Below are 20388 nucleotides of genomic sequence, written 5' to 3'. Positions count from 1 at the left end.
CTTTGTTTAGCCGAGGCACAAGGCCGCGGTTACGCGGCCAGGGCCGCTTTCATTTGTTCGAGGCGCGCTTTGACCGAGGTGTCGAGCACTTCGTCGCCCACTGCCACACGGACACCACCAATCAAGGTGCTGTCGGTTTCGACGGTCAGGTTGAGCTTGCGGCCAAAACGCTTTTCGAGCGAGGCGGCGAGGTCTGCCAGGGCAGCACCATCGATCGGGAATGCGCTGTACACAACGGCATCCGACGAACCGCTCTGGGCATTGACCAGCTTGCGGAACTGGGCAGCGACTTCGGGCAGTGCCTGCAGACGACCGTTGTCGATCACCGTTCGCAGGAAGTTCTTGCCCTGATCGGGCAGAACGTACTTGGTCAGGCCGGCCACCAGGTCAAAGACCTGCTGGGCACTGACCTTCGGGCTCTCGGCAAACTGCTTGAGCTGGGCGTCGGCTGCAATCGCAGCCAGCTCGTCCAGCCAGCCGGCCGTGGCGTTGAGATCAACGCCTGCGGTCGAAGTGCTGGCCTTGAACAAGGCCTCGGCGTAAGGACGGGCAATGGTGGCGAGTTCAGCCATGGTTGCTCCTTACAGCTCAGTCTTCAGGCGATTCAGCAGATCGGCGTGAACGCCGGCATCGACTTCCTTGCGCAGGATTTGCTCGGCACCCTTGACGGCCAGCACGGCGACCTGCTCACGCAGGGCCTCGCGGGCCTTGACCGATTGCTGCTCAGCCTCAGCCTTGGCAGCGGCAACGATCTTGTTGCCTTCTTCGGTGGCACGGGCCTTGGCCTCGTCGATGATGGCCTGAGCACGACGCTCGGCATCAGCCAGACGCGATGCAGTTTCGGTGCTGGCGGCGGCCAATTCCTTCTTCACGCGCTGATCTGCAGCGGCGAGTTCGGTTTTGGCACGGTCGGCAGCAGCGAGACCATCGGCGATTTTCTGGGCACGTTCATCCAGCGCTTTCGCGATCGGGGGCCACACGAATTTCATCGTGAACCACACCAAGATCAGGAATACGATGGCCTGAATGAACAGGGTCGCATTGATACTCACGGCAACACCTTTCTAGAGTGGCGTTGAACGGGAATTACTTGGGCAGGTTGGCCAAGAAGGTCGAAGCAAACGGGTTGGCGAAGGCGAACAGCAGAGCGATAGCCACGCCGATCAGGAAGGCTGCGTCGATCAGACCGGCCAAGATGAACATCTTGGTTTGCAGTTCGTTGATCAGTTCAGGCTGACGAGCCGACGATTCGAGGAACTTGCCACCCATCAGGGCGATGCCGATAGAAGCGCCGATAGCGCCCAGACCAACGATCAGACCACAAGCCAGAGCGACGAGACCGAGAATGTTTTCCATGATGACTCCTAATTAAGAAACGGATGGTTGAGGAAAGAAAAAACGAAACGAAATCAGAGGGCGCCTGGTGAGCGCTTAGTGGGCGTTGTGCGCCTGACCCAGGTAGATCAGCGCGAGCATCATGAAAATGAAGGCTTGCAACGTGATCACGAGGATGTGGAACAGCGTCCAGATGGTGCCGGCGATGATGTGGCCGACAGGCAGCAGAACACCAGAGAGCGAGAGCGCAGCGGCGCCGCCCATCAAGGCGATCAACATGAACACCAGCTCGCCAGCGTACATGTTGCCGAACAGTCGCATGCCGTGAGACACGGTGTTGGCGACGTATTCGATGATTTGCATCAAAAGGTTGATCACGCCCAGAACCAGGGCAAAGATGGGGTTCTTGCTGGTGCCAAAAGGCGCAGACACCAGTTCGTGAGCCCAGCCGCCGGCGCCCTTGATCTTGATGCTGTACCAGAAGCGCAGCAGCAGGACGGCAAAAGCCAGGCCCAGGGTGGTGGAGAGGTCGGCCGTGGGAACGATGCGCAGGAAAGCATGATGGGCTTCACCGCCATTGGCTTCGTAGACTTTGCCCCAAAGTGCGGGCAGCAAATCGACCGGCAGCATGTCCATGAAGTTCATCAGGAAGATCCAGACAAAAACCGTCAGACCCAGGGGAGCGATGAACTTGCGGCTTTCGGCGCTGTGGATGTTGGCCTTGGCCTGGTTGTCGACCATTTCAACCAGGATTTCGACAGCAGCTTGAAAACGGCCCGGCACGCCCGAGGTGGCCTTGCGCGCAGCAGTCAAGAGCAAGATCAGCGCGACGACGCCCAACAGACCGGCCACGATCAACGAATCAAAGTTGATCACTGAAAAATCAACAATCGCCTTCTGCTGGACGTTCTGCAGATGCTGCAAGTGGTGAACGATGTACTCACTCGCTGTCGGACCGTGTTCTGCTGCGCTCATCTTTCAACTCTTTCTTTTGACTCTTCAAACGAAGAGTCAAGTCGGTTTAACAGACCTGGTCTGCACCCACAGTGCAAGCCAGTACATTTTCAGCGTGACGACCATGCCGGCCAACAACGCCAGCCAGACCACCTCAGGCAACACCCAAGGTGCAGCAGCCAGCAAGGCCACCGTCAGGACGATCTTCACGAGCTCCCACCCAAACAACCCGGTGACCGCAGTACCCGGATTGCCAGACGACATGTGCTTGCGCACCCCTCGGGCGAACAGTGCGGCAGGAATCACCACCGCCATCGCGCCGTAGGCAGCAGTCCAACCGGCTGCTGGCCGTCCAGTCAGGCCCCAGGCGGCCATTGCCACCAGACACCCAACCAGAGCCTGAACCGCCAGAACACGCCCCAATGAAACGGGCGCAATTCTTGCACGAAGCTGCTGCGCTTCTTCAGCAGTCAGCGGCTTGAAATCAGACTCTTCCGCCTCATCTTCAGGAACTGGCGCGATTGTGTTCATTCTTGGTTACGCCAGGGTTACACGCCTGAATTTCAGCAAAGCCATTGATTATAAGTAAAAACCCGCAACGTCAACGCTTGTAAAGCAGTCCACTCGGGAAAGGCCCTAGGTCAAAGGTGTTTTGACTTAGGTCGAGCGAATGGGCAAGCTTGGGTCAGCCACGTCTGCACGGCCTCAGGCCTGCGGGGATAATTTCACCATGCAAGCACTACCCGACACCCTCTGCTACCTCAACGGCGACTATACCGCCCTCCAAGATGCCCGCATCAGCGTGCTTGACCGAGGCTTCATTTTTGGCGACGGCATCTATGAGGTCATTCCGGTCTATCAGGGCCGCCTGTTCCGCTTCGATGAACACCTGGCTCGACTGTTCCGCTCGCTGGCCGAGGTGCAAATTCCCAACCCCCACACGCCTGAACAGTGGCGCCAGATCGCAGATGCGCTGGTCGAACGCAACGCCGCAAGTGCCACAGGCGAAGAGACCGTCTACATCCAGGTCTCCAGAGGTGTGGCTCCGCGCGATCACGCCATGCCCCAAGGCATCACCCCTACGGTGTTCGCCATGATCAACCCGCTGAAAGCTCAATCAGCCGCCGCCCGCGAAAACGGCGTGACATGCGTGACAGCCGAAGACTTCCGCTGGAAGAAAGGGCACATCAAGAGCACCAGCCTGCTCAGCGCCGTGCTGGCGCGCCAGATCAGCGTCGAAGCCGGCGCCACCGAGACCATCCTGTTACGGGACGGTTACCTCACCGAAGCCTCGTCCAGCAATGTCTGGGTGGTGAAGGATGGCCGTGTGCTGGGCGCGCCCCGCGATGGCCTGGTACTGGAAGGCATCCGCTACGGTCTGATCGAGACCCTGTGCAAAGAAGCCAACATCCCCTTCGAACTGCGTCGCATCAGCGAGGCTGAATTGCGCAACGCCGACGAGGTACTGCTGTCGTCGGCCACCAAGGAGGTGCTGGCGGTGTCACGCCTTGACGACCAACCAGTGGGCAGCGGTCGCCCTGGGCCGGTGTACGCCCAGCTCTATGCCGGCTACCAACGCGCCAAGCAAGGCGCCCCTGCGGCGCCCGCCATCGATGCAGTGCCGGCAGCCCCAACCGCCGTCACGCCTCCTGCACAGGAATCACTGATCGAGTTTCCCAGCCTGTTTCCGATCAAGGTGATGGGGCCGAAAGTGGAAGGCTTTGTCGAGACCATGACCGCGATCGCCACCGAGCACGACCCCAGCTTTGAGATGACGCGCGTGCAACTGCGCGACAGCTCCGGGGGCAAGTACCTCAGCGTGACCCTGACCGTGACGGCCACCAGCCGCGAGCAACTCGACAACCTGTACCGGGCACTGACCGCCCACCCCCTGGCCAAATACGTGCTCTGAGACCCCATGCAGCTGCGCCCCCTGGGTCAGGTACCCTACGAACCGACGCTGGAGGCCATGCGCGCCTTCACGGACGGCCGCATTGAGAGCACGCCCGATGAACTGTGGCTGTGCGAACACCCCCCTGTCTTCACCCAAGGACTGGCAGGGCTGGACAGCCACCTGCTGGCCCCGGGCGACATCCCCGTGGTAGCCACCAACCGCGGGGGGCAGGTCACTTTTCACGGACCGGGCCAGGTGGTGGCCTACCCGCTGATCGACCTCAGGCGGGCGGGCTACTACGTCAAGGAGTATGTGTACCGCATCGAAGAGGCCGTGCTACGCACCTTGATCCACTTCGGTGTAACAGGGCACCGGGTTGCCGGAGCGCCGGGCATCTATGTGCGCCTGGATGACCCCTTCAGCCATGCGGCACTGAACGGCCCGATGCCCGAGCACGACCCTTTCCGGGGCCTGGGCAAGATCGCGGCGCTGGGGATCAAGGTGAGCCGCCACTGCACTTACCATGGCGTGGCACTCAATGTGGCGATGGACCTGTCGCCCTATCAACGCATCAACCCTTGTGGCTACGCGGGTCTGCAAACCGTGGACCTTTCTACAATCGGGGTTCAATCCACTTGGGAAGACGCAGCAGCGGTCCTGGGCCAGAAGCTCCAGACCTTCCTCGCGCCGTAATCAGATGAGCACCAACGAAGTCGTTCGAGAAGCACAGGGCGTAGACGCCTACAACCCGCTGGCCAAGCAGAAAGCTGCGGCCAAGCTGTCCCGCATCCCTGTCAAGGTCGAGCAGGCTGAGGTGCTGAAAAAGCCGGAATGGATCCGAGTCAAGGCAGGCTCCCCCACCACCCGGTTCTACGAGATCAAGCAGATCCTGCGCGAGAACAAACTCAACACGGTGTGCGAGGAGGCCTCCTGCCCCAACATCGGCGAGTGTTTTGGCAAGGGCACGGCCACCTTCATGATCATGGGCGACAAGTGCACACGTCGCTGCCCGTTTTGCGACGTGGGTCATGGCCGGCCAGACCCTCTGGACACCAACGAACCCGAAAACCTGGCCAAGACGATTGCCCGCCTGAAGCTCAAGTACGTGGTGATCACCAGCGTGGACCGGGACGACTTGCGCGACGGCGGAAGCGGCCACTTTGTGGAGTGCATCCGTCAGACCCGGGCGCTGTCCCCCACCACCCAGATCGAAATCCTGGTGCCCGACTTCCGCGGGCGTGATGACCGGGCGCTAGAAATCCTCAAGGCCGCCCCGCCGGACGTGATGAACCACAACCTGGAAACCGTGCCGCGCCTCTACAAAGAAGCCCGTCCAGGCTCGGATTACGCCTTCAGCCTGAACTTGCTCAAGAAGTTCAAGGCACTGCACCCCAACGTGCCGACCAAGAGCGGCCTGATGGTGGGTCTGGGCGAGACCGATGAAGAAATTCTGCAAGTGATGCGCGACATGCGCGAACACGGCATCGACATGCTCACCATCGGCCAATACCTGGCCCCCACGAACAGCCACCTACCGGTGCGCCGCTACGTGCACCCGGACACCTTCAAAATGTTCGAGACCGAGGCTTACAAGATGGGCTTCAGCCACGCCGCTGTGGGGGCCATGGTCCGCTCCAGCTACCACGCAGACCAGCAAGCCGGGCACGTGCTCGAATCCAAGGCCTGAAACGCCAGGCCGCCCTGCCCACCCGCAATGGGCGTGGCAGCGGCGCTGGCGACGAAAATCAGTTGGGCATCAAGCGTGACGGCTCATCGTCGTTGAGCACGGCCTGAGCCCAGCTTGCCAACTTGCGCGTATCGCTGCGCAAGATCTCTTGCTTGACCGCCAGGATCTGCGAAGGATGCATGGAGAAGCTGCGCAGGCCCAGGCCCAGCAGCAAACGCGTGGCGCTGACATCGCCCGCCATTTCACCGCACACACTCACGTCCTTGCCTTGTGCCCGGCACTCGGCAATGGTCTCGGCGACCAGCTTGAGCACCGCCGGGTGCAGGGGATCGTAGAGGTGCGCTACCGACTCGTCGGCACGGTCAATGGCCAGCGTGTACTGGATGAGGTCGTTGGTGCCGATGGACAGAAAGTCGAAGTACTTGAGGAACATGCGCACCGACAACGCGGCCGCCGGTATCTCGATCATCGCCCCCAGTTGAATCGGCCCATGAACCACCCCCAGGTTGTCGAGTTCGGCACGGGCGTGGTCGATCTGCGCCAGGGCCTGGCGTATCTCGGAACCGTGGGCCAACATCGGAATCAGCAATTTCACCTTGCCATGCACGGCGGCCCGCAAGATGGCGCGCAACTGTGTTCGGAACATGGCGGGGTCTGCCAGGCTCCAGCGGATGGCCCGCAAACCCAACGCCGGGTTGAGGTGAGCGTCATCGCGGTGGGCATAGTCCAGGGGCTTGTCAGCCCCTACATCCACCGTGCGGATGGTGACGGGCAACCCCTGCATGCCCTCGACGGCACGCCGATAGGCTTGGTACTGCTCTTCTTCGCCGGGCAGCTTGCCCTGACGGCCCATGAACAGAAATTCGCTGCGGAACAGCCCCACCCCCAGTGCCCCGGCAGCCAGCGCGGCGGGCGCATCATCGGGCATCTCGATGTTGGCCAGCAACTCGACTTTTTCACCATCCATGGTGACGGCAGGGGTGTGCCGCAAGCGCGACAGGCGCTGACGTTCAAGCTCACCCTGGCGTTGTTTGAAACCATACTCAGCCAGAATGATGGGCGAAGGGTCGACGATCATCACACCGGCGTCGCCATCAATGATCACCCAGTCGTCCTGGCGCACCAACTGGCTGGCACTGCGGGCCCCCACCACGGCCGGGATGTCCATGCTTCGCGCGACGATGGCCGTGTGAGAGGTCTTGCCCCCCACATCGGTGACGAAACCCGCGAACACGCTTTGTTTGAACTGCAGCATGTCCGCCGGCGACAGGTCATGGGCCACCAGCACCAGCGGCACGTCGACGGTGTCGTCGAGCAGCAGTTCCTGCTGATTGCGACGCGGCGAGGGCGGGGGCGGCGAGACCGGTGACGCGGCCCCTTTCATGTGCCGCAGGATGCGCTCGGCCACCTGCTCCAGGTCGGCCTTGCGTTCGCGCAGGTACTCGTCCTCCATCTCATCAAACTGGCGGCCGATCACTTCAAGCTGGGTGGTCAAGGCCCACTCGGCGTTGTACAGGCGCTCGGTCACCCAGTGTTTCACACCCGAGGTCAAGGCCTCGTCCTGGAGCAACATGAGGTGCACGTCCAGCAAGGCCGTCAGTTCTTGCGGCGCATCGTTGGGCCCCATCTGGGACAGGCCTTGTTGCAGTCGCTGCAACTCATCCACCACCGCGTTGCGGGCGACGCGGATGCGGTCGATTTCTTCAGGTATGCGCGACGCATCGATGAAGTAGTGGGCCACATCGATGCGGCTGGATGCCACCAGCACCGCCCGCCCGATGGCAATGCCCCGGGCCACAGCCAGACCATGGACGGTGAATGTCATGGATGTCTCCGTTGCAGGGAAAGTGAGTCCGGGAGATGCCCCGGGCAGCTCACTCGCCTTCCCCGAATTTGTCGGCCATCAACGCCAACAAGGCGTCCATGGCTTCTTGCTCTCGCGGCCCCTCGGTTTCGAGGCTGACCGTGCTGCCCAGACCGGCTGCCAGCATCATCACACCCATGATGCTCTTGGCATTGACGCGGCGCTCACCTTTGGAAATCCAGACTTCGCAGGGGAAACTGCCTGCGAGCTTGGTGAGCTTGGCCGAGGCCCGCGCATGCAGGCCGAGCTTATTGCTGATGGTCGTGGTGGATTTGATCATTTCTTCTCCTTGCCTGGTTCTGGGGCGCCGTGATGGCCACCTGCAGGACGCCCTGCGTGCCACCCACCACGGCCCGTGACACCAGGGCATCCAGGGATTCATGCCGATACGTCACCGTGCGCAGCAGCATGGGTAAATTGACACCGGCCACAAGCCGGGAATGCACGCCATCCACCAGCCGCTGGGCCACGTTACAAGGCGTGGCACCGAACACGTCCGTCAGCACCAGCGTGTCACGGGCTGAAAGCTCAGTCATCGCGATGCGCGCAGTAGCCAAGGTCTCTTCCGGAGAGATGTTGGGCTGCACGTCGACGGCGACGATGTCACGCTCGCAGTCTGGAAACACGTGCAGCGCACATTGACGCAAGGCATGGGCCAAGGGCGCGTGGGCGATGATCAGAATACTGTTGCTCATGGGGAATTTGGTTGCCGTGCATTATGGCTTTTCAGGGCCAGGAAGTAGCCGTAACTCAGGACACTGAGGGACAGGAATACCCCCATGGCAGCACGAAATGCATCGACTGATGAAAAGCCCAGCGAGGAGAACAGGTCCACCCCCAGGCCAATCCCCCATTGCAAGACAAAGACGCCGGCAAAGACCACCAGGTTGTAGGCGGACAGCGCACGCCCCGCCAATGCCGGTGCAAACGCCAAAGCCACGGCCGGCTGGGCCAACGAAATCACAGTTGAAGTGACGCAGAACAAAGCCCAGGCCGCAGCCCCGGCACGCTCACCCGCCAACAGAATGCCCGACAAGGTCAGCAGGCTGGCCGGCAGTCCAAAGGTGATGAGCCGGTCTACCGAAACGCCCCTTGAAAACAGCCAGGGGGTCAACATGCCCCAAGACCAGAAGGTGCAGAGCATGCACAGATTGATCGCAAACAAGCCCGTGGCGGCCTCGGCCGCACTGTAGCCAGCCACTTTCACCATCCAGGGGCCCGCCCACAGCGTCTGAATGGCCACCATGCCGCCGTAACTGAAGAAGCCGATGGGGGTCATTCTTCTGAAATAAGGATCTGACCAAACTGCTGCGTAGCCCTTCGGCATGACAGGCGGCTGAGCCCCCACCTCAACCGGCCTGATGAGCTGGCCTGAGTGCCAATGAGGAACCAGCCAAGCGATCAAGGCCATGCCCAGAGCGGTCAATGCGGCGAGGCCCCAGAACAGAGGCCGCCAACCGATTTGCGGCAGCAACCACTGAACAGGCAAGGTGGAGGCCACCATGCCAAATGATCCCGTCATCAGCATCCACGAGTTAGCCCGCAACTGGGTTTGAGGCGCCATCCAGCGCCGAAAGCCCGTCAGCGGTGCCATCAGGCAGGCGCTGACACCCACGCCACACAACACACGGGCGGCCATCAAGCCCGAGAAGCTGGTCGCCATGGAGAAGGCCAGACAACCCAATACGGCCAGGGAAAGAAAGCACAAGATGACCTTGCGTGGTCCATGCCGATCAAGCCAGGCACCCAGGGGAAGCTGGGTCACGGAGAAGCCCAGAAAGTAGCCACCGGCAAGCAGCCCCAGATCACGCGCCTGCAAAGCCAGTTCCTGGGTGAGCACCGGCGACAAAGTGGCCGTGACCGCCCGGATGAGTGCCGAGAAAAAATACGCAAATGCGAATGCCAGGAAGATGGCGATCAAGCGACCGCGCTTGAGTGCTGTGTTCAAGAGCACCTCACTCGAAATGCAGTCCGGCCAGAAGCGTCTCCGCACCTTCCGCCTCAGACGCTGGCGCATAGACCCCCGCCTGGTAAAGATAGGCCCCGCCCGACGAGACCCGGGCAAACCAGGCCAGATCAACCTCCAGTGCGGCCCCATCGGGCGTTTGCCCTCGCACATGCACCCTTGTTGACTGTGGTACCTCCAAGGCGCCCCGGGGCACAAACGAACGGCTTGCTGCGGCAGCGTCGGATCGCAGATGCGCCAGCGTGATTTGCCTCCAATGGGCCAAGCCCTCGCCGACAGACATGTTCTGGGGTAGCGCCATAGACGCAATGGTCCACATCGCCCCCCGCGCCTCACAGCCGACGAGTTTCATGTCAACGGCTTGCTCGGCCCACGGCACTTGCCGAGCGGCTCGCTCTGGCTTGCAAGGCAGCGCTGCCTGCAGCGACAGGTCGTCGATGCGCACACTGCGCCAATTGAGGGCCGGGCTGCAGGCCAGCAACGACATCAACACGCCCAAGGGCCAGATCGACTTCAGTGAACTCATGTCATCATTATCAGCCGCACCACCAGCTTGGTGCACTGCTCAGCAAAGCAGTGTTTGCAACGCACTCTTTTGACGCTCAGGAGATCGACCCATGGCCCACTTCTTACTTGTTCACGGCGCCTGGCATGGCGCCTGGTGCTGGCAGCACGTGACGCAAGCCCTCATTCGCGATGGGCACAGGGCGCACGCAGTCACCTTGACGGGCCTGGGGGAACGCGCGCATCTGATGTCACCCGCCATCACCCTGGAGACCCACATCAGCGACGTGGTGAACGCCATGGAGTCCGAGGAATTGCATGACGTGGTGTTGGTCGTGCACTCCTATGCGGGCATGCTTGGAACGGCGGTGGCAGATCGCCTGCCGCACCGACTCAAACACCTGGTGTACGTCGATGCGGTGGTGCCCAAAGTGGGCGAAAGCTGGAGTTCGACCCACGCCAGCGCCACGCGACAGGCCAGACTGGTCGCTGCGCAGAGCCATCCAGATTACAGTTTTCCGGCACCCGATCCGGCGATTTTCGGCTTGGCAGATGCTGACTATCAGTGGGTCAAGCGGCGCCAGACACCCCATCCCGGGCACACCTACGAAGCACCGTTGCAATTCGATGCGAAACGAGTGGCTCAAACGCCGAGAACCTTCATCAACTGCACTCGCCCCACACTGGCCACGATCGATGTGATTCGTACCCGTGTGCAAGATCCTCGCTTTTGGGATGGCGCCTGGCTGCCTGGATCACGACGTGTCGACATGGCCACGGGTCACGACCCGATGATCAGTGCACCCGAGGAGTTGACGGCAGTGCTGCAGGAATGTGCTGTTTCAAGCGCTTGACGTGCAGATTGCCAAATGGCACAAACCCAACGATCAGAATCGGTGTTACCGTTCACTTGATCGGTGAAGGATACGCCCGATGATGGAAGCGCTTGGCCTTGAAACCTGCGGCCAGACACCCTTGATCGATGCCGTCCTTTCCTGGCCGACCCAACCGCTCGTTTTCAATGGAACCCGTCAAAAGCAGCCCCCCCCAAGCCAACGCAGGAGCCACGCCACCACCACGGCCAGAGTACCTGCTGGCAGCCTCCATCGGTGCGGAGCTGTCTGGCCCTTTGCTTGAAATGGAGCACATCGTCCAGCAATTGCTTACGACGGGTAAATTGTCTCGACCGCAAGTCAATGCGTTGATGAGCTCGTTGGGCACGGCCAGGCGCATTGCAGCTCAGAGTCAATTGTTGGACCACCTGGCACACAGTCCGATCAGGCAATCCCACGAGCATGTGGCACTCGACGCCCGATTGCGCCAGGCACTGGCCGACAACGCAGGCATGCTGCAAAGCCGGGCGGTCGATCTGGTGCATCGATTGCAGGCCGTGGAGGTGATTCTGGACCCCAGCCTTCTCGAAACTGTGTTGCACGCAGCGCTTTCATGGATGGCGCGCCCCGGCTACAGACTGAACATCACGCTTGAAATGCAGAGCATGCCCGAACATGCACTTTTGAGCTTCAAAGCCCGCCCCACGGTGTCGGACTCAAACCCTGAGCATACCCATGCGCCCGCGCCTTATCGTCTGAGCTGGTGGCTTCTGGTGGAGTCGGCGTCCCTGGCTCAGATTCCAATTCAACACACCGAGTCGGCGCAGAGCCTCAGCTTGGTCCTAGAGTTCAGGCGCACGGTGAAACAATTGGAAAAGGCCAACCCCGTGGACCTGAGCAGCGGCATGGACTCCTGGGCCAGCAGCCATTCCAGACTCCCGGCGGGTCAACGCATTCTCCTGGTCACCGCAGACGCCGGTTTGGTGGACGTCATGACCCCCTTGTGCCGCTCCGGCCAAGTCATCCTCGAGAGCGTCAGCTCACCAGAACAAGCCAAGGCTCGCTGTGAAGCCGAGCGCCCGCAAATGCTGATATTCGACCAACGCTTGAACGGTGTGGGCCTTGAAAGCATCCGGCGACAGCTGCTAGCAGCAGACCCGCAGATGCCGGTACTTGAGGTGACGGATGATCAGCACTCCCTCACGATGACCAGTTGGGCTGACGATGCGATTGAACGCATCAACAGGGACAACCTCACCAACAAGCTGCCTTCTGTACTTGCCAGGTTGCTCAGCAAGAACACATGACACGCCGCCCTGCGTCATCAGTCAGGGTTTGAGCGCACCCAGGGCCTTTTCGATCACGGCGCTGCCTGCTGCCAAGGGATTGCTGCGAAACTCCCGCTCCTTCTCACCAATCACCAAATACAGACCATCCAGCGCTCTTGCGGTGACATAGGTGTCAAGCTGGGCATCCTCCTGCTTCAGCAAGCCAACGCTGGCAGCCTTGCTTGCCACTTGCTTGTATTTCTCTGCGACCCCGACCCTGGCTGTCACCTTGCTCACGTCAGGTAAAAAGCGCTGACTGAGGGGCTCACGGGTCTTGCTTTCAAAAAACTGGGTGACCGAATTGTCGCCGCCACTCAAAATGCTTTTGGCGTCCTGGATGGACAGCGACTGTATGGTGTCGTGCAACAGGCTTTTGGCAAGTGGGATGGCCTGTTCGGCCGCGCGATTCATGGCCGTGACCAGTTCATTAAGTTGGCGGCCTTGGCCAAATCGGCGCAGCATGCCAGCGACCTCATCCAAAGGTTTTGGCAAACCAATTCGAACTTTCGGGTTGCCCATGAATCCATCCTCTTGACCGAGCAAACTGATGGCAGCACTGGCCCCCTTCTCCAAGGTCGCCTTCAGGCCAGCCGTAGCATCCGCATTGCTCAGCCCCGAGAGATTGATGGCCTGCGCCAAATCCGAGACGCCGGCAAGTGCCAAGACAAGCATGGCTGACGCGTTGGAATTAAACTGTCGACGATGCATGGAGTTCATCCTTAATATGAAAAAGGCTATTCTTGTGACGGCTGGCGCCTTCGCTTTGGCGTTGGCCATCGGCGCTACTTGGTGGAGTGCCAAGCCCGTTCAAGCACCCGAATCCACTTTTGTTCTGCTGGATGGTAGTAGCAAGAGTTCGTCCTCCCTCAAGGGACAGGTCACTCTCGTGAACTTTTGGGCAACCAGTTGCACCACGTGTGTCGCGGAGATGCCCAAGGTGATTGCGACGTACCAGAAATACCATCCTCAAGGCTTCAACACGATGGCCGTGGCCATGAGTTATGACCCGCCAGCCTATGTGGTGAATTTTGCGCAAACACGGCAACTACCCTTTCAAGTAGCCATCGATAACACCGGCTCCATCGCCAAAGCCTGGGGCGATGTGCAACTGACGCCCACCACTTATCTGGTCAACAAACAGGGGCAGATCGTCAAGCGCTACATCGGTGAGCCAGATTTCAATGAGCTTCAACAGCTGATCGAAAAGTTGTTGATCGAGGCCTGAAAACGCGTTTCTGACACCTTATCGCCCGCACAGGCCACTCGCAAGTGTGCGGGACACCGAAGACCGCGTCGGTCCTCCAAGTCATAATGCATGCAACAAAGCTTGTTGATGCGCCGTCCGTGAATCGTCCCGATATCCAGATCATCGTCTGCGAAACTCCACAGCAAATCGAGTGCGCTCGTGACATCTTTCGCGAGTATGCGGCGAGCCTGGCTGTAGATCTTTGCTTTCAGAATTTCGAGCAAGAGCTGCTGAACCTTCCGGGTGAGTACGCAGCACCTCGTGGCACGCTTCTACTGGCCTTGGTAGAAGGCTCGATCGCTGGTTGCTGTGCGCTTCGCCCGCTGGATGCAGCAGACTACCCTAACGCAGCAGAGATGAAGCGTTTGTACGTTCGCAAGGCATTTCGTAGATTCGGTCTCGGACGAATGTTGGCAGAGTCCATCATGGACAGCGCCCGCCAACTTGCTTACGCCTGTGTCTTGTTGGACACTCTGGATGACATGGAGTCCGCCAGGGCGCTCTACGCAGAGCTCGGTTTCATCGAAATCCCACCGTACTATCACAACCCTATTGCCGGGTCTCACTATCTCAAGGCAGATCTTTGAGGCATCTTGAGAGAAAAAAGGCGCCTATCTTTCGATAGGCGCCTTTTTCATTGCGGACTTGGAGGGTCGCAACGCTTTGAAAGCTATCAGTTTTTGGCCTGACCGAGCAGGGTCTGCGCATCGCTGACTTCGAATTTTCCAGGTGCTTCAATGTTCAAAGTCTGGACCTTTCCATCCTTGACCAGCATCGAATAGCGATTGCTACGAAGCCCCATGCCGCGGCCGGTCAAGTCCAATGTCAAGCCAGTGGCCTTGGCGAAGTCGGCACTGCCATCGGCGAGCATGCGAACTTTGCCGGCCACCTTCTGATCGCGCGCCCATGCGCCCATGACGAATGCATCGTTGACGCTGAGGCACCAAATTTCATCGACACCTGCTGCCTTGAAATCATCTGCCAATTCCACGTAACCGGGAACATGTTTGGCCGAGCAGGTCGGCGTAAAGGCACCAGGAAGTGCAAACAGGGCAATGGTCTTGCCCGAAACGGCTTTCGCAACGTCCACCGGATTCGGACCGATGCTGCAGCCTTCTCCTTCGACTTCCGAGTACTCCATCAATGTGGTGGACGGCAGGGTATCGCCAACTTTGATCATGCTTGCTCCTTAAGCGCTGGGGGGAGGCCATGAAAACACGGCCCAAAAAGAAAAACGACCCACATTGTGGGTCGTTTCTCAAACTCTCACCGTCAAAGTCAAATAAGACTTAAACGATGCCAGCCTTTTCAACCAGACGGGTAGCAACCCAGTTCTTGGTCTTGGAGATGGGGCGGCTTTCAGTGATCTCAATCACGTCACCCAGTTGATAAGTACCAGCTTCATCATGAGCGTGGTACTTGCTCGACTTGCCCACGATCTTGCCGTAGAGCTCGTGCTTCACACGACGCTCAACCAGCACAGTCACGGTCTTGGCACGCTTTGCGCTGACAACCTTGCCGATCAAGGTGCGCTTGAGGGATTTTTTAGCTTCCGTCATGTTGGCTCCTTACTTGGCGGCTTGCTTTTCAGCAAGAATGGTCTTGGCACGAGCAATGTCACGACGGGTCGTGCGCAGAGTCGACGTGTTGTTCAGTTGTTGCGTGGCTTTTTGCATACGCAGACCGAAGTGGGCCTTTTGCAAGGACTTCACTTCAGCTTCGAGGCCGGCAACGTCTTTTTGGCGCAGTTCAGCAGCTTTCGTCATTTCGATTTCTCCTGAATTACTGGCCGAGCATGCGTGCCACGAACGTGGTGCGCAAGGGCAGCTTTGCAGCGGCCAGACGGAACGCTTCGCGAGCGAGCTCTTCGGGCACGCCAACGATTTCGTACAGCACCTTGCCGGGCTGGATTTCAGCCACGTAGTACTCCGGGTTACCCTTACCGTTACCCATACGCACTTCAGCAGGCTTTTGGGAGATTGGTTTGTCGGGGAACACGCGGATCCAGATGCGGCCACCACGCTTCACGTGACGGGAGATTGCACGACGTGCAGCCTCGATCTGGCGGGCCGTCAAACGGCCACGGTCCGTGGATTTCAGGCCGAAGTCACCGAAAGCCACCGAGTTACCTCGGGTGGCAATACCGGTGTTGCGACCCTTTTGCTCCTTGCGATATTTGCGGCGAGCAGGTTGCAGCATAGTTATTCTCCTTTACCGTCCGCTGCTGTAGCGGGCGCGGTGACCTTGCGGACGCGCTTAACGGCAGATTTAGCATCAGCACCACCGGCTTCAGCAGGCTTGTCGCTGCCGTCGGCTGGGGCAGTATTGCCACCGACCGGACGACGGGGACCACGGCGATCAGCACCGGGACGGTCGCCTGGGCGGCCATCACGACGCGGGCCACGGGGGCGACGCTCTTCTTCAGCACGGGGCTCAGTCACGGCGGGCAGATCATTGCGACCCAGCGTGTCACCCTTGTACACCCACACCTTGACGCCAATGACGCCGTAGGTGGTCTTGGCTTCAGAGAAGCCGTAATCGATGTCCGCACGCAGGGTGTGAAGAGGCACGCGACCTTCGCGGTACCACTCGCAACGAGCGATTTCGATACCATTCAGACGACCCGAAGACATGATCTTGATGCCCAAAGCACCCAGACGCATGGCATTTTGCATGGCACGCTTCATGGCACGACGGAACATGATGCGCTTTTCGAGCTGCTGGGTGATCGAGTCAGCGATCAGCTTGGCATCGATTTCAGGCTTGCGCACTTCTTCGATGTTCACAGCAACCGGCACGCCCAGACGAGTTGCGAGTTCCTTCTTGAGGTTCTCGATGTCTTCGCCCTTCTTGCCGATCACAACACCCGGACGAGCCGAGAAGATCGTGATGCGGGCATTCTTGGCAGGACGCTCGATCAGGATGCGCGACACAGCGGCATTCTTCAGCTTGGCCTTCAGGTACTCGCGAACCTTGATGTCTTCAGCCAGCATGCCAGCGAAGTCACGGTTGCTCGCGTACCAGCGGCTGGCCCAGTTACGGCTGACCGCCAAGCGGAAGCCAGTAGGATGGATTTTCTGTCCCATATTTCTGACCAGCCTTTCAGTTGCCAACCGTCACGTACACATGGCACGTGGGCTTGCTGATGCGGTTGCCACGACCCTTGGCGCGAGCAGTGAAACGCTTCAGCGTGGCACCTTGCTCAACGTAGATCGTCTTGACGCGGAGTTCGTCAATGTCGGCGCCGTCATTGTGTTCGGCGTTGGCGATGGCAGATTCAAGAACCTTCTTGACAATGCCAGCGGCCTTCTTTTGCGTGAACGTCAGGATGTTCAGAGCCTGATCCACCTTCTTGCCGCGGATCAGGTCGGCCACCAGACGGCCTTTATCGACCGACAGACGAACGCCCCGGAGGACTGCACGTGTTTCCATGGTCATTCCTTATTTCTTCTGGACTTTTTTGTCCGCGGGGTGACCCTTGAAGGTGCGCGTCAGGGCGAATTCGCCCAGCTTGTGGCCCACCATCTGGTCGGTAACGTACACAGGCACGTGTTGCTTGCCGTTGTGCACAGCAATGGTCAAGCCGATGAACTCGGGCAGAACCATGGAACGACGCGACCAGGTCTTGATTGGCTTCTTGTCCTTGGTAGCAACGGCCTTTTCAACCTTTGCAACCAGGTGATGGTCAACAAACGGACCCTTTTTAAGAGAGCGAGTCATTTGTTACCCCTTACTTTTTACGGCGCGACACGATCATGACCTGAGTGCGCTTGTTGTTACGGGTACGGTAACCCTTGGTCAGATTGCCCCAAGGATCGACAGCATGACGGCCTTCGCCGGTACGACCTTCACCACCACCGTGCGGGTGATCGATCGGGTTCATAGCCACACCGCGAACGGTCGGGCGAATACCCATCCAACGCTTCACACCGGCCTTGCCCAATTGGCGCAGGCTGTGTTCTTCGTTGGCGACTTCGCCGATGGTGGCACGGCATTCGATGTGAATCTTGCGAACTTCACCCGAGCGCAGGCGAACCTGAGCGTACACGCCTTCACGGGCCAGCAGGGTGGCAGACGAGCCAGCCGAGCGAGCGATCTGCGCACCCTTGCCGGGTTGCAGTTCAATGGCGTGAATGGTCGAACCCACGGGGATGTTGCGGATCGGCAGCGTATTGCCAGCACGGATCGGGGCTTCCGAACCGCTCAGCAGAGTTGCACCAGCTTCAACGCCACGGGGAGCGATGATGTAACGACGCTCACCGTCGGCGTAGCACACCAGAGCGATGTGGGCCGTGCGGTTCGGATCGTATTCAACGCGCTCAACCTTGGCAGGAATGCCATCCTTGTTGCGCAGGAAGTCGACAACACGGTAATGGTGCTTGTGACCGCCGCCCTTGTGACGGGTGGTGATGTGACCATTGTTGTTGCGACCGGCCTTCTGGAATTGAGGTTCCAGCAAAGCAGCGTGCGGAGCACCCTTGTACAGGTGATCACGCGTCACCTTCACCACGGCACGTTGGCCAGGCGAGGTGGGTTTCATCTTGATGACAGCCATGATTACGCAGCCTCCCCAGAGAGGTTGAGCTCTTGACCGGGCTTCAGGGTCACATAAGCCTTGCGAACATTGTCGCGACGGCCGATGGACTTGCCAAAACGCTTGGTCTTGCCTTTGGTGTTCACCACAGACACGCCCTTGACCTCAACCTTGAACATCAATTCCACAGCGGCCTTGATTTCGGGCTTGGTAGCGTCCTGCAGCACTTTGAACGTCACAGCATTGGATTTCTCTGCAACCAGGGTGGCCTTTTCGGACACGATGGGAGCGACGAGAACTTGCATCAGACGGCCTTCGTCAAACTTCACGGTGCTCATGCGAACATCTCCTTGAGTTTGTCGATTGCGCCCTTGGTGACGAGCACTTTCTTGTAATGAACCAGCGACAGCGGATCAGCGTAACGGGCTTCAACGACGAGCACGTTCGGCAGATTGCGCGAAGCGAGGTACAGGTTTTCGTCAACTTCGTCGGCAATCACCATCACCGATTCAAGGTTCATCGCCTTGAACTTGGCAGCGAGCAGCTTGGTCTTCGGAGCGTCCACCTTCAGGGTGTCCACCACGGCCAGACGGCCTTCACGCACCAGTTGCGAGAAGATCGAAGCCATACCAGCGCGGTACATCTTCTTGTTGATCTTCTGGCTGAAGTTTTCGTTCGGCAGGTTCGGGAAAATCCGACCGCCCCCACGCCACAGAGGCGAGGAAGTCATACCAGCACGAGCGCGACCAGTACCCTTTTGCTTAAAAGGCTTCTTGGTCGAGTGCTTGACCTGCTCACGATCCTTCTGGGCACGGGTGCCTTGACGGGCGTTAGCTTGGTAAGCCACAACGATCTGGTGAACCAGGTCTTCGTTGTAGTCACGGCCGAACACGGTTTCAGGAGCTTCGTACTTCGAAGCAGCCTGGCCTTGGTCATTCAGGAGTTCGAGCTGCATCAGTTCGCCCCTTTGGAAGCTTTGGCCTTGATCGCCGGACGCACCGTCACGAAGCCACCCTTGGAGCCCGGAACAGCGCCCTTGATCAAGAGCAGTTGGCGTGCTTCGTCAATGCGAATCACGTCGAGATTTTGAGTGGTAACCAGATCGACGCCGAGGTGACCCGACATGCGCTTGCCCGGGAACACACGACCCGGATCTTGCGCCATCGAAATGGAGCCCGGAACGTTGTGCGAACGGCTGTTACCGTGGGATGCGCGCTGCGAACCGAAGTGGTGACGCTTGATGGTGCCGGCGAAGCCCTTACCAATGGTCGTACCTTGCACGTCCACCTTCTGGCCCACAGCAAACACAGCAGTCACAGGCACGGCAGCACCAGCTTGATACTGAGCAGCAGTATCAGCGGTCACGCGGAATTCCTGGATGATTTCACCGGCTTCAACACCTGCCTTGGCAAGGTGACCGGCAACGGGCTTGGTCACGCGCGATGCTTTGCGCGAGCCGAACGTCACTTGCAGGGCGACGTAGCCGTCTTTCTCTTGGGATTTGACCTGGGTCACGCGGTTGTTGGACACATCCACCACCGTGACAGGGATTGCATCCCCATCATCGGTGAACAGACGCATCATGCCCACCTTGCGACCCAGCAACCCGAGGGAGTTGCTCAGACTCATGTAGTTCTCCAAAACTTCCACCGCCACGACTTCAATTGGCCGCGACGCTTGTGTGTGAAAGAGAGTTGATAAATTCTCGACTACAAATGCAGCCGAGCCCAAAAGTATAACGCGAACTTGTCCATAGGACAAGTCCGCATTATTTGATCAGCTATCCACCCGCGTCACTGCAGGCAGATACCAGTACAGCTGGATTTATTGCAGCTTGATTTCAACGTCGACGCCAGCCGGCAGGTCGAGCTTCATCAGAGCGTCAACCGTCTTGTCCGTCGGGTCCACGATGTCCATCAGACGTTGGTGGGTACGGATTTCGAACTGGTCACGGCTGGTCTTGTTGACGTGCGGCGAACGCAGGATGTCGAAGCGCTTCATGCGGGTCGGCAGGGGCACGGGACCCTTGACGATCGCGCCGGTGCGCTTGGCAGTATCAACGATTTCAGCGGCCGATTGGTCGATCAACTTGTAATCGAAAGCCTTCAGACGGATGCGGATCTTTTGCTTGGTAGACATGGTAATTCTCCTTATTTTCTTATCAAGAATTACTCGATGATGGTCGCAACCACGCCGGCGCCCACAGTCTTGCCACCTTCACGGATGGCGAAACGCAGACCTTC

31 protein-coding genes and 1 pseudogene are annotated in these 20388 nt (G+C 59.3%); 8 read left to right on the top strand and 24 right to left on the bottom strand.

Features of this window, described 5'->3' with window-relative positions; translation table 11 throughout:
* Nucleotides 1-29: 29 nt before the first annotated feature.
* The 5 genes from AC07PT_RS21270 to AC07PT_RS21250 all read right to left on the bottom strand — a co-directional run bounded on the left by AC07PT_RS21270 (nt 30) and on the right by AC07PT_RS21250 (nt 2820).
* Nucleotides 30-572 carry a F0F1 ATP synthase subunit delta gene (locus AC07PT_RS21270; protein WP_019575665.1) on the bottom strand — a complete coding sequence of 181 codons (543 nt, stop codon included), beginning with the start codon at nt 570-572 and terminating at the stop codon, nt 30-32.
* 9 nt (nt 573-581) lie between these two features.
* Nucleotides 582-1052, bottom strand: a complete 471-nt coding sequence (locus AC07PT_RS21265) for a F0F1 ATP synthase subunit B (protein ID WP_019575664.1) — start codon at nt 1050-1052, stop codon at nt 582-584.
* Between the two features lie 34 nt (nt 1053-1086).
* A complete protein-coding gene (gene atpE / locus AC07PT_RS21260) occupies nt 1087-1356 on the bottom strand; it encodes a F0F1 ATP synthase subunit C (protein WP_007847749.1) in 270 nt (89 codons plus the stop codon).
* A gap of 75 nt (nt 1357-1431) precedes the next feature.
* On the bottom strand, nt 1432-2310 hold the full coding sequence (atpB, locus tag AC07PT_RS21255; RefSeq protein ID WP_492349601.1) for a F0F1 ATP synthase subunit A: 879 nt from the start codon (nt 2308-2310) through the stop codon (nt 1432-1434).
* 36 nt (nt 2311-2346) lie between these two features.
* Complete coding sequence (locus AC07PT_RS21250) at nt 2347-2820, bottom strand: ATP synthase subunit I (protein ID WP_494657998.1); 474 nt, start codon at nt 2818-2820, stop codon at nt 2347-2349.
* 199 nt (nt 2821-3019) lie between these two features.
* On the opposite strand from AC07PT_RS21250, the pseudogene AC07PT_RS21245 reads away from it, so the two are divergent.
* From AC07PT_RS21245 to lipA, 4 genes and pseudogenes are all read left to right on the top strand, one after another.
* Nucleotides 3020-3877 (top strand): annotated as a pseudogene (locus AC07PT_RS21245) (D-amino acid aminotransferase); the annotation flags it as partial.
* Nucleotides 3878-3907: 30 nt separating this feature from the next.
* Complete coding sequence (locus AC07PT_RS21240; protein ID WP_492349707.1) at nt 3908-4201, top strand: YbeD family protein; 294 nt, start codon at nt 3908-3910, stop codon at nt 4199-4201.
* A gap of 6 nt (nt 4202-4207) precedes the next feature.
* Nucleotides 4208-4876, top strand: coding sequence for a lipoyl(octanoyl) transferase LipB (gene lipB, locus AC07PT_RS21235; RefSeq protein ID WP_492349599.1), 669 nt, complete (start codon nt 4208-4210; stop codon nt 4874-4876).
* Nucleotides 4877-4880: 4 nt separating this feature from the next.
* Nucleotides 4881-5870: a lipoyl synthase gene (lipA, locus tag AC07PT_RS21230; protein WP_492349598.1), complete on the top strand. Its 990-nt coding sequence runs from the start codon at nt 4881-4883 to the stop codon at nt 5868-5870.
* 58 nt (nt 5871-5928) lie between these two features.
* Here the strand turns inward: lipA and ptsP are convergent, their stop codons facing one another.
* From ptsP to AC07PT_RS21205, 5 genes are read right to left on the bottom strand one after another with little or no spacing between them, the layout of a single operon-like run.
* Entirely contained in the window at nt 5929-7695 is a 1767-nt protein-coding gene (ptsP, locus tag AC07PT_RS21225) for a phosphoenolpyruvate--protein phosphotransferase (protein WP_492349597.1), read from the bottom strand.
* Nucleotides 7696-7744: 49 nt separating this feature from the next.
* Entirely contained in the window at nt 7745-8014 is a 270-nt protein-coding gene (locus AC07PT_RS21220) for an HPr family phosphocarrier protein (RefSeq protein WP_019575656.1), read from the bottom strand.
* Nucleotides 7983-8429, bottom strand: a complete 447-nt coding sequence (locus AC07PT_RS21215; protein WP_019575655.1) for a PTS sugar transporter subunit IIA — start codon at nt 8427-8429, stop codon at nt 7983-7985. The genes AC07PT_RS21220 and AC07PT_RS21215 overlap by 32 nt, the downstream gene beginning before the upstream one ends.
* Complete coding sequence (locus AC07PT_RS21210) at nt 8426-9682, bottom strand: MFS transporter (RefSeq protein WP_494657997.1); 1257 nt, start codon at nt 9680-9682, stop codon at nt 8426-8428. The genes AC07PT_RS21215 and AC07PT_RS21210 overlap by 4 nt, the downstream gene beginning before the upstream one ends.
* Nucleotides 9683-9689: 7 nt before the next feature.
* Nucleotides 9690-10226, bottom strand: a complete 537-nt coding sequence (locus AC07PT_RS21205; protein WP_492349595.1) for a hypothetical protein — start codon at nt 10224-10226, stop codon at nt 9690-9692.
* Nucleotides 10227-10317: 91 nt separating this feature from the next.
* Between AC07PT_RS21205 and AC07PT_RS21200 the strand changes: the two genes are divergently transcribed.
* Both AC07PT_RS21200 and AC07PT_RS21195 read left to right on the top strand, forming a co-directional pair.
* Complete coding sequence (locus tag AC07PT_RS21200) at nt 10318-11058, top strand: alpha/beta fold hydrolase (protein ID WP_492349594.1); 741 nt, start codon at nt 10318-10320, stop codon at nt 11056-11058.
* Nucleotides 11059-11342: 284 nt separating this feature from the next.
* Nucleotides 11343-12344: a hypothetical protein gene (locus AC07PT_RS21195; protein ID WP_492349593.1), complete on the top strand. Its 1002-nt coding sequence runs from the start codon at nt 11343-11345 to the stop codon at nt 12342-12344.
* A gap of 21 nt (nt 12345-12365) precedes the next feature.
* Here AC07PT_RS21195 and AC07PT_RS21190 read toward each other — a convergent pair whose 3' ends face one another.
* Complete coding sequence (locus AC07PT_RS21190) at nt 12366-13073, bottom strand: DUF4197 domain-containing protein (RefSeq protein WP_494657996.1); 708 nt, start codon at nt 13071-13073, stop codon at nt 12366-12368.
* Between the two features lie 16 nt (nt 13074-13089).
* Here AC07PT_RS21190 and AC07PT_RS21185 point away from each other — a divergent pair, with 16 nt between their 5' ends.
* Both AC07PT_RS21185 and AC07PT_RS21180 read left to right on the top strand, forming a co-directional pair.
* Nucleotides 13090-13590, top strand: coding sequence for a TlpA family protein disulfide reductase (locus AC07PT_RS21185; protein ID WP_492349706.1), 501 nt, complete (start codon nt 13090-13092; stop codon nt 13588-13590).
* A 119-nt stretch (nt 13591-13709) separates the two neighbouring features.
* Nucleotides 13710-14198 (top strand): GNAT family N-acetyltransferase, encoded by a 489-nt coding sequence (locus AC07PT_RS21180; RefSeq protein WP_492349591.1) that lies wholly within the window; start codon nt 13710-13712, stop codon nt 14196-14198.
* An 86-nt stretch (nt 14199-14284) separates the two neighbouring features.
* Here the strand turns inward: AC07PT_RS21180 and AC07PT_RS21175 are convergent, their stop codons facing one another.
* The 13 genes from AC07PT_RS21175 to AC07PT_RS21115 form a co-directional block, all read right to left on the bottom strand.
* Nucleotides 14285-14791 carry a peroxiredoxin gene (locus AC07PT_RS21175; protein WP_494657995.1) on the bottom strand — a complete coding sequence of 169 codons (507 nt, stop codon included), beginning with the start codon at nt 14789-14791 and terminating at the stop codon, nt 14285-14287.
* Nucleotides 14792-14900: 109 nt separating this feature from the next.
* The gene (gene rpsQ, locus AC07PT_RS21170; protein ID WP_019575646.1) at nt 14901-15170 is read right to left on the bottom strand and encodes a 30S ribosomal protein S17; all 270 of its coding nucleotides are present in this window, start codon (nt 15168-15170) and stop codon (nt 14901-14903) included.
* A gap of 9 nt (nt 15171-15179) precedes the next feature.
* Nucleotides 15180-15377, bottom strand: coding sequence for a 50S ribosomal protein L29 (gene rpmC, locus AC07PT_RS21165; protein WP_273925273.1), 198 nt, complete (start codon nt 15375-15377; stop codon nt 15180-15182).
* A gap of 16 nt (nt 15378-15393) precedes the next feature.
* The gene (gene rplP / locus AC07PT_RS21160) at nt 15394-15810 is read right to left on the bottom strand and encodes a 50S ribosomal protein L16 (RefSeq protein ID WP_019575644.1); all 417 of its coding nucleotides are present in this window, start codon (nt 15808-15810) and stop codon (nt 15394-15396) included.
* A 2-nt stretch (nt 15811-15812) separates the two neighbouring features.
* Nucleotides 15813-16697, bottom strand: coding sequence for a 30S ribosomal protein S3 (rpsC, locus tag AC07PT_RS21155; RefSeq protein WP_019575643.1), 885 nt, complete (start codon nt 16695-16697; stop codon nt 15813-15815).
* A gap of 16 nt (nt 16698-16713) precedes the next feature.
* Nucleotides 16714-17043, bottom strand: a complete 330-nt coding sequence (gene rplV / locus AC07PT_RS21150; RefSeq protein WP_019575642.1) for a 50S ribosomal protein L22 — start codon at nt 17041-17043, stop codon at nt 16714-16716.
* 9 nt (nt 17044-17052) lie between these two features.
* A complete protein-coding gene (gene rpsS, locus AC07PT_RS21145) occupies nt 17053-17331 on the bottom strand; it encodes a 30S ribosomal protein S19 (RefSeq protein WP_027476201.1) in 279 nt (92 codons plus the stop codon).
* A 10-nt stretch (nt 17332-17341) separates the two neighbouring features.
* On the bottom strand, nt 17342-18166 hold the full coding sequence (gene rplB, locus AC07PT_RS21140) for a 50S ribosomal protein L2 (RefSeq protein ID WP_492349589.1): 825 nt from the start codon (nt 18164-18166) through the stop codon (nt 17342-17344).
* Between the two features lie 2 nt (nt 18167-18168).
* Complete coding sequence (gene rplW, locus AC07PT_RS21135) at nt 18169-18483, bottom strand: 50S ribosomal protein L23 (protein WP_019575639.1); 315 nt, start codon at nt 18481-18483, stop codon at nt 18169-18171.
* Nucleotides 18480-19100, bottom strand: a complete 621-nt coding sequence (rplD, locus tag AC07PT_RS21130; protein WP_019575638.1) for a 50S ribosomal protein L4 — start codon at nt 19098-19100, stop codon at nt 18480-18482. Before rplD ends, rplW begins: the two co-directional genes overlap by 4 nt.
* The gene (rplC, locus tag AC07PT_RS21125) at nt 19100-19774 is read right to left on the bottom strand and encodes a 50S ribosomal protein L3 (protein WP_492349588.1); all 675 of its coding nucleotides are present in this window, start codon (nt 19772-19774) and stop codon (nt 19100-19102) included. Before rplC ends, rplD begins: the two co-directional genes overlap by 1 nt.
* Before the next feature lie 195 nt (nt 19775-19969).
* Entirely contained in the window at nt 19970-20284 is a 315-nt protein-coding gene (gene rpsJ / locus AC07PT_RS21120; protein ID WP_019575636.1) for a 30S ribosomal protein S10, read from the bottom strand.
* Between the two features lie 29 nt (nt 20285-20313).
* The coding region (locus AC07PT_RS21115; RefSeq protein ID WP_494658062.1) for an EF-Tu C-terminal domain-related protein at nt 20314-20388 on the bottom strand (75 nt) is incomplete at its 5' end.

Source organism: Curvibacter sp. GW821-FHT09D12, from assembly GCF_059416245.1.
The sequence above is the reverse complement of the archived record's forward strand: the minus strand, read 5'-3'. Positions and strand labels throughout refer to the sequence as shown.